Source organism: Nocardioides abyssi (genome assembly GCF_030412915.1).
Taxonomy (GTDB): Bacteria; Actinomycetota; Actinomycetes; order Propionibacteriales; family Nocardioidaceae; genus Nocardioides; species Nocardioides abyssi.
Genome location: NZ_JAUHJR010000007.1, coordinates 125,166 through 140,890 on the forward strand (window position 1 = coordinate 125,166; position 15,725 = coordinate 140,890).

Genomic DNA, 15,725 nt, shown 5'->3' on the forward strand with positions numbered 1-15,725 from the left:
ATCCTGGGCGAGCACTCGCCGCGCCGGGGAGGAGTTCGGCGACCCGTGCTTGATAATTCCGGACATGGCGCACGAGGTGAGGGTGGTCGAGCCGGCCGCGCGGGACTGGGAGTTCCCGCGGGCGGCGGCCGGCACCGCCCACCTCGTGTCGTACGCCGCGGCGCGCGGCGTGGCCGCGCCGGTCGTCCTTGCCGGCACCGGCCTGCGGGAGGCCGACCTGGTGGTGCCCGGCCGCGAGGTGACCGCGGCCCAGGAGCTGCTGGTGGTGCGGACGCTGCAGCGGTTGCTGCCGGGCTCGGGGGAGCGGGTGGGGGCGACCTACCGCGCCTCGTCGTTCGGCGTGCTCGGCTACGCGCTGCTGGCCAGCCGGACGGTCCGCGAGGCGATGGAGGTGACGCTGCGCTTCATCGACCTGTCCTACGCGTTCGCGCTGCCGCGGGCCGAGCTGTCGGGGGAGCGGGTCCGGCTGGTGGTCGATGGGAGCGGGCTGCCGGGAGACGTCCGGGCGTTCCTGGTCGCCCGCGACACCACCGCGATCCACGTCGTCGCCGACTCGCTCGTGCCGGGCGGGCTCGGGGCGGTGCACACGCTCGGCCCGGAGGTCGGCGTGCTGGACCTGGCCGCGGCCGAGCTCGACCGCCCGCTGCCACGGGACCCCTCGACCGCAGGCGCGCAGCTGGCCGAGGACATGTGCCGCGACGTGGTGGCGCGGCGTCGCGAGCGCACCGGCATCGCGCGCGACGTGCAGGTGCTGGTCACCCAGCGGCTCCCCGAGGGCGCGCCGATGGCCGCGGTCGCCGGCGGTCTCGGGCTGACCGAGCGCAGCCTGCGCCGGCGGCTCGCCGCGGCCGGCGTCGGCTACCGGGCGCTCGTCGAGGAGGTGCGCGAGTCGCTGGCCCGGTCGCTGCTGGAGTCCCGGGCGACGCTGCCGGTCGCCGACGTCGCCCGCCGGCTCGGGTACGCCGACGCGGCGGCGTTCACCCACGCGTTCACGCGGTGGACGGGCGTGCCGCCGGCGGCGTACTCCCGTGGGGTCAGGTGATGGTCATCCCGCCGTCGACGGCGAGGGTCTGCCCGGTGATGTAGCCGGCCGCCGCTGACGCGAGGAAGACGGCGGTCGCGGCGACCTCGGCGGGGTCGCCCTTGCGGCCGGCGGGGATGCGGTCCTGGCGCGACTCGAGGTAGCCGGGCGGGTACTGCTCGGTCATCTCGGAGTCGAAGAAGCCCGGCGCGATGGCGTTGACGCGGATGCCCTTGCGGCCGGTCCACTGCCCGGCGAGGTCGCGGGTCAGCCCGATGAGACCGGCCTTGGTCGCGGCGTACGCCGCCTGGGGGAGCCCGGCGGTCGTCAGCCCGAGCACCGAGGAGATGTTGACGATGCTCGAGCCCGGCTGCATGACCCGGCCGCACGCCTGCGCCATCCAGTAGCAGCCGTTGAGGTTGACGTCGACGACCTGGCGGAACTCCTCGGGCGTCTCGCGGGTCGCCGGCACCGCGGTGCCGATGCCCGCGTTGTTGACGAGCACGTCGACGTGGCCGAGCTCCTCGACGGCGAGCGCGATGACGTTGGTGCAGGAGTCGGGGTCGGCGACGTCGGTCGGCACGCACAGGGCCTTGCGGCCGGTGGCCTCGACGAGCCGGGCGGTCTCGGTGAGCCGGTCGGCGCGGCGCGCGGCGAGCACGACGTCGGCGCCGGCCTCCGCGAAGGCCCGCGCGAAGGCGACGCCGAGCCCGCTGGAGGCGCCGGTGACGACGGCGACCTTGCCGTCGAGTCGGAACATGTCGGTGACGGTCATGCGCGCAGCCTAGGTGCGCAGCCCCAGCGTCTCGCGCAGGGCGTCGGCCGCGCTGACCTGCGGCGCCCAGCCCAGCTCGGTCCGCGCGCGCCGGGTGTCCATGACCGCGGGGTGGGCGAGCGCCTCGACCCACTGCGCCGGCTGCGGGAGGCCTGCGATGCCGGCCGCGGCCCGTGCGGCGGCGTGCGCCGGGGCGGCCGGGAGCGGCACCGGCACCGCACCGAGGATGCGGACGACGTCGGAGGCGGTCAGGGTGTCGTCGGCGGCGATGTTGTAGGCGCCGGGCGGGCCGGCGGCCACCACGCACTGCAGCAGCGCCCGGCCCACGTCGGCCTCGTGGACCAGCTGCAGCGGGAGGTCGGGGACCAGCACGGGCACCGGCGGCAGCCGCTTGGGGACGCGCTGCAGCAGCGTGCCGAGCCAGCCGGCCCAGGCCGGCAGCCGGACCTTCCCGCCCACCGCGTTCGGCCCCACGACGATCGACGGGCGGAGCAGGTAGAGGTCGACCTCGCGCCCGGCGGCGGCCTGGGTCTCGGCCTCGGCACGCAGCAGCTCCTCGAGCTCGGCCTTCTCCTGGGCGTAGAAGAGCCGCTCGGCCGGACGGGTCGGCCAGTCCTCGCCGATCCCGACCGGGTTGTCGCGGTGGAAGCCGTACGCCGCCACCGAGCTGGCGTAGACGAACCGCCGCGCCCCCGCCTCGGCGGCCGCGCGGAACGCGTTCAGCGTGCCGTCGACGTTGATCGCGCGGGTCTGCTCCGCGCCCCCGCCGACGATCGCGAACGCCAGGTGCACCACCACGTCCGCGCCCTCGAAGGCCTCGGCCAGCGCGGCCGGGTCGCGGACGTCGCCCTGCCGGTAGCTGGTCTTCACCCAGCCGCGCCCCTCCGGGTCGACCGGCCGGCGCGCGACGCCGACCACGCGGCGTACCCGCTCATCGGCCTCGAGCAACGGCACCAGGCCCGCGCCGAAGGTGCCCGTGGGTCCGGTGACGGCCACGGACAGGTCGGTCTCGGGGCGGCTGCGGGGGTCGCTCATGGCGTTCCGTTACCCGCCCGACGGGCGCGGTAGCATGACCCCATGCGCAGGACCCTGCTCCTTACCTAGCCGCGTCGACGAGCACGACCCGACGCGGCCGCCCCTCGCGAGCGAGGGGCTTTTCTGTGCGCGCAGCCAGCCAGCACCGAGCCTCGGGGCGTGCCCGGGAGCAGACGACCACCTCACGCATGAGACGCCGAAGGGACGCAGATGAGCGAGCAGACCGGCCGCACCGACGAGGCCGCGACCTACGACATGACCGCCGCGCAGGAGCGCTGGCGGAAGGTCTGGGAGGAGCTCGACCCGTTCCGCGTCGGCAGCGCCGGCCCGGACGCGGAGAAGCGCTACGCGCTGACGATGTTCCCCTACCCCTCCGGCGACCTGCACATGGGCCACGCCGAGGTGATGGCGCTGCACGACGTCATCGCGCGCTACTGGTGGCAGCGCGGGTACGACGTCCTCAACCCGATCGGCTGGGACTCCTTCGGCCTGCCCGCCGAGAACGCCGCGATCCGCAACGACGAGCACCCGGCGACCTACACCTACGCCAACATCGAGACCCAGGCGGAGTCGTTCCGCCGCTACGGCATCTCCTTCGACTGGTCGCGCCGGCTGCACACCTCCGACCCGGAGTACTACCGCTGGACCCAGTGGCTGTTCCTGAAGTTCCGCGAGCGGGGCCTGGCCTACCGCAAGAACAGCCCGGTCAACTGGTGCCCCAACGACCAGACGGTGCTGGCCAACGAGCAGGTCGTCCAGGGCATGTGCGAGCGCTGCGGCGCCGAGGTGACCAAGCGCGAGCTGAACCAGTGGTACTTCAAGGTCACCGACTACGCCCAGCGGCTGCTCGACGACATGGACGCGCTGGCCGGCACCTGGCCCGACCGCGTGCTGGCGATGCAGCGCAACTGGATCGGCCGCTCCGAGGGTGCGCACGTCGACTTCGACATCTCGCTGGCCGACGGGTCGACGCGGACGGTCACGGTCTTCACGACCCGCCCCGACACGCTCTACGGCGCGACGTTCATGGTCGTGGCCGCCGACGCCAAGCTGGCCGCCGAGGTCGTCGCGCCGGCGCAGCAGGCCGCGCTGGCGGCGTACGTCGAGGACGTGCGGAAGGCCACCGACATCGACCGCCTGTCCACCGAGCGGCCGAAGTCCGGCGTCGACCTGGGCGTCACCGCCGTCAACCCGGTCACCGGCGAGCGGATGCCGGTGTGGGCCTCGGACTACGTGCTGGCCGACTACGGCACCGGCGCGATCATGGCCGTGCCCGCCCACGACCAGCGCGACCTGGACTTCGCCCGGGCCTTCGGGCTGCCGGTGCGCCGGGTCGTCGACGTGCCGGACGCCGAGGGGAACCCCGAGGAGACCTTCGTCGCGACCACCGGCGACGGCACCTACGTCAACAGCGGCCCGCTCGACGGGCTGGCCGACAAGGCCGCCGGCATCAGCCGGATCATCGAGCAGCTGGAGGCCGACGGGCGGGGGACCGGCACGGTCAACTTCCGCCTGCGCGACTGGCTGCTGAGCCGCCAGCGGTTCTGGGGCGCGCCGATCCCGGTCGTGCACTGCCCCGACTGCGGCGAGGTGCCGGTGCCCGAGGACCAGCTGCCGGTGCGGCTGCCCGACGACCTGAGGGGCGCCGACCTGAAGCCGAAGGGCGTCTCGCCGCTGGCCGCGGCCGAGGCGTGGGTCAACACCGAGTGCCCCGCGTGCGGCGGCCCCGCCAAGCGCGACAGCGACACGATGGACACCTTCGTCGACTCCTCCTGGTACTACCTGCGCTACCTCGACCCGCACTACGAGGACGGTCCGTTCGACCCCGCGCAGGCGCGCGAGTGGATGCCGGTCGCCCAGTACGTCGGCGGCGTCGAGCACGCGATCCTGCACCTGCTGTACTCCCGCTTCTTCACCAAGGTGCTGCACGACATGGGGATGGTCGACTTCGTCGAGCCGTTCTCCGCGCTGCTGAACCAGGGCCAGGTCATCAACCAGGGCAAGGCCATGTCGAAGTCGCTGGGCAACGGCGTCAACCTCGGCGAGATGATCGACCGCTACGGCGTCGACGCGGTGCGGCTGACGATGGTCTTCGCCGGCCCGCCGGAGGACGACATCGACTGGGCCGACATGTCGCCCGGCGGCGCCGTGAAGTTCCTCCAGCGCGCCTGGCGGCTGGCCGGCGACGTCACCGCGCCCGTCGGCACCTCCGCCGAGGGCGGCGACGTCGCGCTGCGCCGGGCCACCCACAAGACGCTGCACGAGGTCGAGCAGCTGATCGAGGGCCACCGGTTCAACGTGGTCGTCGCGCGGACGATGGAGCTGGTCAACGTGACCCGCAAGGCCATCGACTCCGGGTGCGGCCCGGCCGACCCCGCGGTCCGCGAGGCCGTGGAGGCGGTCGCGATCCTGCTGTCCCTCGTGGCGCCGTACACCGCCGAGGAGATGTGGGAGCGCCTGGGCCACCAGCCCACCGTCGCCCGCGCCGGCTGGCCGACCGTCGACCCCGCGTTGCTGGTCGAGGACACCGTGACCGCGGTCGTCCAGATCCAGGGCAAGGTCAAGGCGCGGCTCGAGGTCGCCCCGGACATCTCCGAGGCCGACCTGGAGCAGCTGGCCATGGCCGACCCGGCCGTCGTCCGCGCCATCGACGGACGCCCGGTCCGCAAGGTGGTCGTGCGGGCGCCGAAGCTGGTCAACGTGGTGGTCTGAGCCCATGCCCACCGGCCGCACCGTCGTCGTCACCGACTCGACCGCGAGCCTCCCCGCGGAGGTCGCGGCCGAGCACGGGATCGTCGTCGTGCCGCTCCAGGTCGTCATCGGCGCCGAGGTGCACGACGAGGGCGAGGGCGGCGCGACGCCGGAGATGGTCGCCGCCGCGCTGAAGTCGTTCACTCCGGTGAGCACCTCGCGCCCCTCGCCCGGCGTCATGGCCGAGGTCTACGAGCGGGCCGCGGCCGACGGTGCGACCGAGATCGTCTCGGTGCACATCTCCGGCGACATGAGCGGCACCTTCGAGTCCGCCCAGCTCGCCGCGCGCTCCGCCCCGGTCCCGGTCGTGGCCGTGGACTCGCGGCAGGTGGGGGTCGCGACGGGGTACGCCGCCGTCGCGGCCGCCGAGGTCGCGGCTCGCGGCGGGTCCGCCGCCGAGGCTGCCGAGGCCGCCTCGGTGCGGGCCGAGGCCTCGTCGTCGCTGTTCTACGTCGACACCCTCGAGTACCTCCGCCGCGGCGGCCGCATCGGTGCCGCCGCCGCGCTCCTCGGCGGTGCGCTCGCGGTCAAGCCGCTGCTGACCATCGCCGACGGCCGCGTGGAGTCCCTCGAGCGGGTCCGCACCTCCTCCCGGGCGATCTCCCGCCTCGAGGAGCTCGCCGTCGAGGCCGCCGCCGACCGCCCCGTCGACGTCTGCGTCGCCCACCTCGCCAGCCCCGACCGCGCCGCCGCCCTCACCGCCCGCCTCGCCGAGCGGCTCGCCGACCGGCTCGAGGGCCGCGACGTCTGGTGCGGCGAGCTCGGTGCCGTCCTCGGCGCCCACGTCGGCCCCGGCATGCTCGCCGTCTGCGTCGCTCCTCGGTCGTCGTAGCCGTCCTGCCTGGGCTGGGGTGTCTCGGTGCGTCCGGGTCGCCAGGGTGTCGGGGTCACCGGTTAACCGGTGACTCCTGCACATATCGGGAAAGATCTGCCCCGATATGTGCAGGACTACCCCGATATGTCGGCCGCGATCGGCCGGTGTGCGGCCCGTGGAGTGGCCGGCGTTCGCGGTCGGGTGTGCGGCCGCCGCGGACCGGTTGCTGTCCACAGGGCCGGCGCGCGGCGCGGTCGTCCACAGGCGGATCGTGCGACCGGGCGGGGGAGCGGCGGCGTACCTAGCGTCGTCGGCATGCGATCCCGCCGCGCCGCCGCCGAGCACCAGGAGGCCGTCACCCGACGGCTGGCCCTGCTGAGCGCCGAGCTCGCCGCGCAACGGCCGCCGGGGGAGCCGGTCGCGCCCGACCCGTGGTGGTCCGAGCCGCTGCCCCACGACGACGGGCCGGAGGACGACTGGACGAGCGGGCACACCCGGGTGCGGCGGCCACCGGCTGCCGTCCGGGTGCAGTCAGCCCATCAGCCGGCGCCGACCCCGGTGGCGTCCCCGGTAGCCGAGCCGCCGACTCCGTCGACGCCCAGGGCAGCACCCAGGGCAGCACCGGCGCCGAGGTCGTCAGCGACGGCCGCGCCGCCGGTGCCCGAACCAGGGCGGCACGCGGCCCGGCGGTCGGTGCGGATCGTGCCGTCCGCGGCCGGGCTGGTGCCCGAGACGCTGCGGGGGCGGGCGGCGCTGGGGTCGGCGCAGCTGACCGTCGTCGCGGTGGTGGTCGCGCTGGGCCTGGCGGTCACGTGTTGGTGGGTGGTGCGGTCCGACGCCGGTGCGCCGGTCGCGCCGGCCCCGGTGGACACCTCGCCGGTCGCCGACCTGGTCGAGGTGCCGAGCGCTTCGTCGTTGGCAGCACCCGGTGCGCCACCGGGATCCGCTGGTGCGGACCCGTCGGGCGCGGCATCGGGTGCGGCCGCGGAGGTGGTGGTCGACGTCGCCGGCAAGGTACGTCGGCCCGGGATCGTCGTCCTCGACGCCGGCGCGCGGGTGGTCGACGCGCTCGACGCCGCGGGCGGGGCGCGCCCCGGCGTCGACCTGTCCTCCCTCAACCTCGCACGACTGCTCGTCGACGGCGAGCAGGTGCTCGTCGGGCGGGTGGCCGGCGCACCGCCGCCGGCGACCGGCTCGGCCGCCGCGCCAGCGGCCCCAGGGGCGCCGGCGGCGCTGGTCGACCTCAACCGGGCGACGACCGTCGAGCTGGAGGCACTGCCCGAGGTCGGACCGGTGACCGCCGCGGCGATCCTTGCCTGGCGCGACGAGCACGGTGGTTTCCGCGCCGTCGACGAGCTCCTCGAGGTCGACGGCATCGGCGAGGCGACCCTGGGCCAGATCCGACCCTTCGTGACGGTCGGGGGTGGTTGACCTCGGGGCCGCGAGGGAGGTCCGCCGGGCCGACGACCCGGAAGGAGGCGACGAGGCGGAGAGAGCCGACCGCGTCGACGTCCGGATGCCGCTGCTGGCGGTCGCCGCCTGGCTCGCGGGGCTGGCCGCCGCGTTCCTCCCACCGGCCGCGCTCGCCGCGGCAGGGGCGGCGGTCGTCGGGGTCGCGGTGGCGGTCGCGCGCCGCCGGGGCCACACCACGACGGTCGCCTCGGTGGTGCTCGTCGCGCTCGCGGTCGGCGGTGCGGCCGGGGTGCGCGCGGAGCAGGTCCGCACCAACGTCGTCGCGGACCTCGCTGCGGAGCGGGCCGCGGTGACGGTGACCGGCACGGTCGTGGCGGACCCGCGGCCGGTCGAGGGACGGTTCGCCGACCGCGTGCTGACCCGGATGGAGGTCAGGGAGGTGACCGGCCGGGGGACGACGACCCGGCTGCGCACCCGGGTGCTCGTGCTGGGCGACCAGCCGTGGGCCGACGTCCGGCTGGGCGCCACCGTCCGCACCCGTGGCCGCCTCGACACCGCCGAGGGCGGCGACCTGGCCGCGGTCGTCCTGGCGGGCGAGCCGACGGTGCTGGCCGAGCCCGGTCCGTGGTGGCGTGGGGCCGACGCGGTCCGGCGGTCGATCCGCGAGGCGGTCGACCACCGTCCGCCCGCCCAGGCCGCGCTCGTCCCGGCCCTGGTGACCGGCGACGACCAGCTGCTCGCCACCGAGGTGGAGGAGGACTTCCGCACGACCGGGCTCACCCACCTGCTGGCCGTCTCCGGGACCAACCTGACCCTCGTCGTCGGCTTCCTGCTGCTGATCGCCCGCTGGTGCGGCGCGCGCGGCCGCGTGATGTACGCCGTCGGCGCGGCCGGCATCGTCGGGTTCGTGCTCCTCGCCCGCACCGAGCCGAGCGTGCTCCGGGCCGCGGTGATGGGGTCGGTCGCGCTGCTGGCGCTCGGGGTGCACGCCCTGCAACGGGGGTTCCGCGCGCTGGGGGTGGCCGTGGTCGTGCTGCTGCTCGTCCAACCGGGTCTGGCGACCTCGGCGGGGTTCGCGCTCTCGGTGCTCGCGACCGCCGGCATCCTCGTCCTCGCGCCGGTCTGGCGCGACGCGATGGCCCGGTGGCTCCCGCGGTGGGTGGCCGAGGCCGTGGCCGTGCCGCTCGCGGCCCAGCTGGCGTGCACGCCGGTGGTCGCGGCGCTCTCCGGCGAGGTCAGCCTGGTGGCGGTCGCGGCCAACCTGGTGGTGGCGCCGGCGGTCGGTCCCGCGACGGTGCTCGGGCTCGCCGCCGGCCTCGTCGGGCTCGTCTGGGCGCCCGCAGGCAGCCTGCTCGGCACCGGGGCCGGCTGGTGCGTGGGCTGGATCGTCGCCGTGGCCGACCGGGGCGCCGACCTGCCCACGGCGGCCGTCGGGTGGGGCACCGGACCCGCGGCGCTGGTCGTGCTCAGCGTGGGCTGCGTGCTGCTCGCGCTCGGGCTGCGCCGGGTGCTCGCCCGGCCGGTGCCCGCGCTGCTCGTCCTGGCCGGCCTCGCGCTCGCGGTGCTGGTGCGGCCCCCGACGCCGGGGTGGCCCACCGATGACTGGGTCGTCGCGATGTGCGACGTGGGGCAGGGCGACGCGCTGGTGCTGCGTTCCGGGCCGGCCGAGGCGGTGGTGGTCGACGCCGGCCCCGACCCCGGCCCGGTCGACCGGTGCCTCGACGACCTGGGGGTCGACCGCGTGCCGCTGGTGGTGCTGACCCACTTCCACGCCGACCACGTCGACGGGCTCGCGGGCGTGCTCGGGGGTCGCTCGGTCGGCGCGGTCGAGTCGACCTCGGTGCTCGACCCGGCCGGCGGCGTCGCCGAGGCGCGGGCGGCGGCCGCGGTCGCTGGGCTGCCGGTCGGCGTGGCGGCGTACGGCGTGACGAGGCGGGTGGGCGACGTGACCCTCCAGACGCTCTGGCCGCAGCCCGGCCGGGCGGCGACCGGTCCGGAGGGGGAGTCGGCCAACGACGCGAGCGTGGTGCTGCTCGCCGAGGTGCAGGGGGTGCGGGTGCTGCTGACCGGCGACCTGGAGCCCCCGGGGCAGGCCGCGTTGTCCCGCGCGCTGCCCGGCCTGCGGGTCGACGTGCTGAAGCTGCCGCACCACGGCAGCCGCTACCAGGACCTGACCTTCCTGGTCTCCCTGGGCGCCGACGTCGTGCTCGTCTCGGTGGGGGAGGACAACGACTACGGCCACCCGGCCGAGGAGGTGCTCGACCCGCTCGCCGAGGCCGGTGCGGAGGTGCTGCGCACCGACGAGGACGGCGACGTGCTGGTCCGGGTCACCGAGGACGGCGTCGCCACCCGCGCCCGCGGCTGATGGAGAGCCGAACGACGGCGCTGTCGGCACGCTGTGGGAGGCTTCTCGCACCATGGCAGCAGCGGGTCCGAAGGCAGCAGACGTGCTCGGCCGGGTCACCTTGGTGACCGGCAAGGAGGAGTTCCTCAACGAGCGCACGGTGACGGCCGTCCGCGAGGCGGTCCGTGCCCACGACGGCGAGGCCGAGCTGTCGGAGACGGCCGCCGCGGAGCTGTCGCTGGGGACCCTGGGCGAGCTGTCGGCGCCGTCGTTGTTCTCCTCCACGCGCTGCGTGGTCGTGCGCAACCTGGAGCACCTCCCCGAGGAGTCGGTCGCCGGGCTGCTGTCCTACGCCGAGGCCCCGGTGGAGGACGTCGCGCTCGTGCTCGTGCACGGCGGCGGTCCCAAGGGCAGCGGCGTGCTGACCAAGCTGCGCAAGGCCAGGGGCGTGACCGAGTCGAAGTCCGGGGAGCTCAAGGCCTCGGAGTTCCCGGGCTTCGTGGCCGCCGAGGTGCGCCGGCACGGCTCGACGATCGACCAGGAGGCGGCGACGTTCCTGGTCTCCGCGGTCGGGCAGGACCTGAGGTCGCTCTCCGCGGCCGCGCACCAGCTGACCCACGACTTCCCGGGCGAGCCCCTGGACGTGGCCAAGGTGAAGCGGTACTTCGGCGGCCGGGCCGAGGCCAAGTCGTTCGCGGTCGCCGACGCGGCCTTCTCCGGCCGGCGCCACGCCGCCCTCGAGGAGCTGCGCTGGGCGCTCGACGGCGGCACCGCGCCGGTGCTCGTCACCTCGGCGTTCGCCGGCGGTGCCCGCGGGCTGGCCCGCTACCAGGGCGCCACGCGCGGCATGCGCGAGGCCGACCTGGCCCGCGAGGTCGGGGTGCCGCCGTGGAAGCTGCGCTCGATCCGCGACCAGTCCCGCGGCTGGTCCGAGCAGGGCCTGGCGCGCGCGATCCGGGCGGTCGCCCAGGCCGACGCCGACATCAAGGGCGCGGCCAGCGACGCGTCGTACACCCTCGAGCGGCTGGTGCTGACGGTCACCGCGCTCCGCGACGGCCGCTGACCCTCAGCACGACCAGCCGGCCAGCACGGGCAGCACGGCCACGCAGGTCAGCCCGGGCAGAACGCGAAAAAGGCGCCGACCCGAGGGGTCGACGCCGTTCGCGAGGGGCCTCAGAGAGAGGCGGCCTTCTTGGCGATCGCGGACTTGCGGTTCGCGGCCTGGTTCTTGTGGATGACGCCCTTGGAGACGGCCTTGTCCAGCATGCGCGAGGCGTCGCGGGCCGCGGTGACCGCGATCTCCTTGTCGCCCGCCTCGGCGGCCTTGCGGAACTTGTTCACGGCGGTCTTCAGGCCGGTCTTGACGGCCTTGTTGCGCTCGTGACGCTTCTCGTTCTGCTTGTTCCGCTTGATCTGGGACTTGATGTTCGCCACTACTGCGCCTTCGTCGTAGGTGTGGGGTGCTGTGCTGTGCTGCAAAGAATGCGTGTGCTGCGCGCGCCTCGGCCCGCGGGGCGGGCGTGCGACATGCGACGTACGAGGTTAGCAGCGGGCGATCCGGCCGCCCAAATCGCTCGCAGGGCGCTCAGGACCAGCCGCGACGGTCCGCGAGCCACCCCCACGACACCTCCGCGTCGAGCCGCTGCGCGGTGCGCAGGAACGGGGAGGTCGGCGGCACCCGCTGGGCCTGCATGAGCAGGAAGTACCCGGCGTGCAGCGCGATGACCGCGTCGACGTGGTCGTTCGGCACGTCCCGGGTCAGCGACGCCCGGGCCAGGACGGCGTCGGCGTCCAGCCCGTCGCCCCACGCACCGATGAGCAGCGCCACGGTGTCGAACCACGCCGCGCCGCGCGCCGGCCAGTTCCAGTCGCACAGCAGCACGCGGCCGTCGGCGGCCAGCAGCACGTTGTCGTCGCGCACGTCGGTGTGGACGAGGGTGTCGCCGACCGTGACGGACGGCGCGAGCCGGGCGAGCCGGGCGGCCTCGTCGAGGTGCTCGTCGAAACCGGGGAGGCGCAGGCCACGGCCGAGGTCCTGGAGCCGCACGCGGTCCCAGTACGCCGGCCAGTCGGCCACCTCCTCGGCGAGCGGCACGAGGGCGGGCTCGTCGGGCGCCGGCGTGAGCGCGGTCGCCGCGTGCTCCAGGGCGGCCACCACCCGGTCGAGGTCGGTCTCGGACCACGGCCGCGGGGGAGTGGTGTGCTCGACGTGCTCGATGCCGAGCACCACCCAGTCCTCCCCGTCGTGCCACCACCGCAGCCGGGGCGCCGGAACGGTCGCGGGCAGCGCTCCGAGCCGGCGCGCCTCCTCGCGGTAGGAGTCGGCGAAGGTCCGCTGTGCGACGACCGAGGCCGCCTTGACGAAGTGCTGCGACCCGTCGGCGCAGGTGAGGACCGAGGCGAAGCCCGGCGTGAAGCCGCCGGTCATCGAGCGCGCCTCCACCACCGGGGACCCGCAGCGCTCCGCGACCAGGGCACGCACGTGCGGCGGGAGGAAGGGCCACTCGAGCCGACGGGCGGTGCGTCCGTGCGGCACGGTCAGGGTGGTCACGGCGACATCCTCGCCGCAGGAGGGACCCTCAGCCCTCCGCGGGGACCTCCCTCGGCGTGGCGGAGGCGACCGAGCCCGCTACCGAGCCCGCTACCGACGCCGTGGCCGGCCGCCACCCGGGCGGGCCGAAGACGTAGCCGAGCTTGTCGCGCAGGCTCGGCGACGCCCGGACGTCGCGGGCGATGGCGGCGTACTCGTGGGTCTGCAGGCGCAGCAGGTTGTAGGTGCCGACCGGCGTGGTCAGGCCGTACGTCGGGCGGTGCAGCTCGGGCTGGAAGGTGCCGAAGAGCCGGTCCCAGACGATGAGGATGCCGCCGTAGTTGCGGTCGAGGTACTCCGGGTCGCTGCCGTGGTGCACGCGGTGGTGCGAGGGGGTGTTGAGGACGAGCTCGATCGGCCGCCACAGGGTGCGGACCTTCTCGGTGTGCACGAAGAACTGGTAGACGAGGCTGACGGAGAAGCCGAAGAAGACCAGCGCCGGCGGCACGCCGAGCAGCGGCAGGGGAGCCCAGGCGACCAGCTCGTGGGAGTTGTTCCACTTCTGCCGCAGCGCGGTCGCGAAGTTGAACTGCTCGCTGGAGTGGTGGGCCTGGTGCGTCGCCCACACCAGGCGGACCCGGTGGGCGACGCGGTGGGCCCAGTAGAAGAAGAAGTCCACGCCGAGCAGCGCGAGCGCCACCGCCCACCAGGCGTCCGCAGGCAGGTGCCACGGCGCGGCGTACGCGAAGAGCACGGCGTACGCCGCGAGCCCGAGCCCCTTCCACAGCGCCATCGTCCCGACCGAGACCGCGCCGAGCGCGACGCTGGTGGCCGCGTCGCGCCGGTCGTACCGCGGGCTCCCGTCCGGGCGCTCGTCCTCGAGGTGGTAGGCCGCGAACGCCTCGACGAGGATGAAGAGGACGAAGAACGGCATCGCAAGCACGACCGGCTCGCGGAGGGCCTCCGGCACGGCGTGCCACACGGAGGGGAACAGGTCGGTCACGCGGGGATCCTGCCGCACTCGCCGAGTCGGGACCACCGGTTCGGTCATGGGAGGATGAAGACGTCCGTCCCGACCACCACGTACGTCGAGAAGAGCCCGTGCCCCAGACGCCTGCGCCGAAGCCCGGCCACACCGATCCCGCGATCATCCGGAACTTCTGCATCATCGCGCACATCGACCACGGCAAGTCGACCCTCGCCGACCGGATGCTCCAGCTGACCGGGGTCGTCGACGAGCGGGCGGCGCGTGCGCAGTACCTCGACCGGATGGACATCGAGCGCGAGCGCGGCATCACGATCAAGAGCCAGGCCGTCCGGATGCCGTGGACGGTGCCGGCCGGCAACGAGCAGGGCGCCGAGCCGGGCACCTACGTGCTCAACATGATCGACACCCCGGGCCACGTCGACTTCACCTACGAGGTGTCCCGCTCGCTCGAGGCCTGCGAGGCCGCGATCCTGCTGGTCGACGCCGCGCAGGGCATCGAGGCCCAGACGCTGGCGAACCTCTACCTCGCCATGGGCGCGGACCTCCACATCATCCCGGTGCTCAACAAGATCGACCTGCCCAGCGCCAACCCGGAGAAGTACGCCGCGGAGCTGGCCGGCCTGGTCGGCTGCGAGCCCGAGGACGTGCTGCGGGTCAGCGCGAAGACCGGCATGGGCGTCGAGGAGCTGCTCAACCACATCGTGCACGAGACGCCCCCGCCGGTGGGGCGCGCCGACCGGCCGGCCCGTGCGCTGATCTTCGACTCCGTCTACGACACCTACCGCGGCGTGATCACCTACGTCCGGGTCATCGACGGCGAGCTGACCCACCGCGACCGGATCAAGATGATGTCGACCGGCGCGACCCACGAGATGCTCGAGCTCGGCGTGATCAGCCCCGAGCAGGTCAAGGCCGACAAGATCGGGGTCGGCGAGGTCGGCTACCTGATCACCGGCGTGAAGGACGTGCGCCAGTCGCGGGTCGGTGACACCGTCACCACGCAGCACCACGGGGCGTCCGAGGCACTCGGCGGCTACAAGCACCCCAACCCGATGGTCTACGCGGGGCTCTACCCGATCGACGGCGACCAGTTCGGCGACCTGCGCGAGGCGCTGGAGAAGCTGCAGCTCAACGACGCGGCGCTGGCCTACGAACCGGAGACCTCCGGCGCGCTCGGCTTCGGCTTCCGCTGCGGCTTCCTCGGGCTGCTGCACATGGAGATCACCCGTGACCGCCTCGAGCGCGAGTTCGGGCTCGACCTGATCTCCACCGCGCCGAACGTGGTCTACGAGGTCGTCATGGAGGACGGCACCGAGCTCACGGTCACCAACCCCAGCGAGTACCCCGAGGGCAAGATCGCCGAGGTGCGCGAGCCGGTCGTCAACGCCACGATCCTCAGCCCCTCGGACTACATCGGCACGATCATGGAGCTGTGCCAGACCAAGCGCGGCACCCTGCAGGGGATGGACTACCTCTCCGAGGACCGCGTGGAGATGCGCTACACGCTGCCGATGGGCGAGATCGCGTTCGACTTCTTCGACCACCTGAAGTCGAAGACCAAGGGCTACGCCTCGCTCAACTACGAGCGCTCCGGCGAGCAGGCCGCCGACCTGGTGAAGGTCGACATCCTGCTCCAGGGCGAGCCGGTCGACGCGTTCTCGGCGATCATCCACCGCGAGGCGGCGTACTCCTACGGCGTGATGATGGCCAGCAAGCTCAAGGAGCTCATCCCGCGCCAGCAGTTCGAGGTGCCGATCCAGGCGGCGATCGGTGCCCGGGTCATCGCGCGCGAGAACATCCGCGCGATCCGCAAGGACGTGCTGGCCAAGTGCTACGGCGGCGACATCACCCGCAAGCGCAAGTTGCTGGAGAAGCAGAAGGAGGGCAAGAAGCGGATGAAGATGGTCGGCCGCGTCGAGGTCCCCCAGGAGGCCTTCGTGGCCGCGCTCTCCACCTCGGCGCCCGCGGAGAAGTCCGGCAAGAAGTAGCCGCCGGCCGCGCGGAGGGTTGGACCGCGGCCCACCCGGGGATGGTGTCGGGAAACCGTCAACGTC

General features: G+C 74.2%; 12 protein-coding genes. 7 read left to right on the forward strand and 5 right to left on the reverse strand.

Features of this window, described 5'->3' with window-relative positions; all coding sequences use genetic code 11:
• Nucleotides 1-64 precede the first annotated feature (64 nt).
• Entirely contained in the window at nucleotides 65-1,042 is a 978-nt protein-coding gene (locus tag QWY29_RS15780) for an AraC family transcriptional regulator (protein WP_300961971.1), read from the forward strand.
• Here QWY29_RS15780 and QWY29_RS15785 read toward each other — a convergent pair.
• Nucleotides 1,035-1,796 carry an SDR family NAD(P)-dependent oxidoreductase gene (locus QWY29_RS15785; protein WP_300961972.1) on the reverse strand — a complete coding sequence of 254 codons (762 nt, stop codon included), beginning with the start codon at nucleotides 1,794-1,796 and terminating at the stop codon, nucleotides 1,035-1,037. The two genes, QWY29_RS15780 and QWY29_RS15785, sit on opposite strands and share 8 nt — an antisense overlap.
• A 9-nt stretch (nucleotides 1,797-1,805) precedes the next feature.
• The gene (locus tag QWY29_RS15790) at nucleotides 1,806-2,831 is read right to left on the reverse strand and encodes an NAD-dependent epimerase/dehydratase family protein (protein ID WP_300961973.1); all 1,026 of its coding nucleotides are present in this window, start codon (nucleotides 2,829-2,831) and stop codon (nucleotides 1,806-1,808) included.
• A 210-nt stretch (nucleotides 2,832-3,041) separates the two neighbouring features.
• Between QWY29_RS15790 and leuS the strand changes: the two genes are divergently transcribed.
• The 5 genes from leuS to holA all read left to right on the forward strand — a co-directional run bounded on the left by leuS (nucleotide 3,042) and on the right by holA (nucleotide 11,216).
• Nucleotides 3,042-5,543: a leucine--tRNA ligase gene (leuS, locus tag QWY29_RS15795; protein WP_300961974.1), complete on the forward strand. Its 2,502-nt coding sequence runs from the start codon at nucleotides 3,042-3,044 to the stop codon at nucleotides 5,541-5,543.
• A 4-nt stretch (nucleotides 5,544-5,547) separates the two neighbouring features.
• Nucleotides 5,548-6,414, forward strand: coding sequence for a DegV family protein (locus QWY29_RS15800; RefSeq protein WP_300961975.1), 867 nt, complete (start codon nucleotides 5,548-5,550; stop codon nucleotides 6,412-6,414).
• Nucleotides 6,415-6,711: 297 nt separating this feature from the next.
• A complete protein-coding gene (locus QWY29_RS15805; RefSeq protein ID WP_300961976.1) occupies nucleotides 6,712-7,827 on the forward strand; it encodes a ComEA family DNA-binding protein in 1,116 nt (371 codons plus the stop codon).
• Nucleotides 7,820-10,174, forward strand: coding sequence for a ComEC/Rec2 family competence protein (locus tag QWY29_RS15810; protein WP_300961977.1), 2,355 nt, complete (start codon nucleotides 7,820-7,822; stop codon nucleotides 10,172-10,174). The genes QWY29_RS15805 and QWY29_RS15810 overlap by 8 nt, the downstream gene beginning before the upstream one ends.
• Before the next feature lie 52 nt (nucleotides 10,175-10,226).
• Nucleotides 10,227-11,216: a DNA polymerase III subunit delta gene (gene holA, locus QWY29_RS15815; protein ID WP_300961978.1), complete on the forward strand. Its 990-nt coding sequence runs from the start codon at nucleotides 10,227-10,229 to the stop codon at nucleotides 11,214-11,216.
• 110 nt (nucleotides 11,217-11,326) lie between these two features.
• Here holA and rpsT read toward each other — a convergent pair whose 3' ends face one another.
• From rpsT to QWY29_RS15830, 3 genes are all read right to left on the reverse strand, one after another.
• Complete coding sequence (gene rpsT, locus QWY29_RS15820) at nucleotides 11,327-11,587, reverse strand: 30S ribosomal protein S20 (RefSeq protein WP_300961979.1); 261 nt, start codon at nucleotides 11,585-11,587, stop codon at nucleotides 11,327-11,329.
• A 151-nt stretch (nucleotides 11,588-11,738) separates the two neighbouring features.
• Nucleotides 11,739-12,704, reverse strand: coding sequence for a phosphotransferase family protein (locus tag QWY29_RS15825; RefSeq protein WP_300961980.1), 966 nt, complete (start codon nucleotides 12,702-12,704; stop codon nucleotides 11,739-11,741).
• Nucleotides 12,705-12,732: 28 nt separating this feature from the next.
• A complete protein-coding gene (locus tag QWY29_RS15830; RefSeq protein WP_300961981.1) occupies nucleotides 12,733-13,686 on the reverse strand; it encodes a sterol desaturase family protein in 954 nt (317 codons plus the stop codon).
• A gap of 98 nt (nucleotides 13,687-13,784) precedes the next feature.
• Between QWY29_RS15830 and lepA the strand changes: the two genes are divergently transcribed.
• Entirely contained in the window at nucleotides 13,785-15,659 is a 1,875-nt protein-coding gene (gene lepA / locus QWY29_RS15835) for a translation elongation factor 4 (protein ID WP_300961982.1), read from the forward strand.
• Nucleotides 15,660-15,725 lie beyond the last annotated feature (66 nt).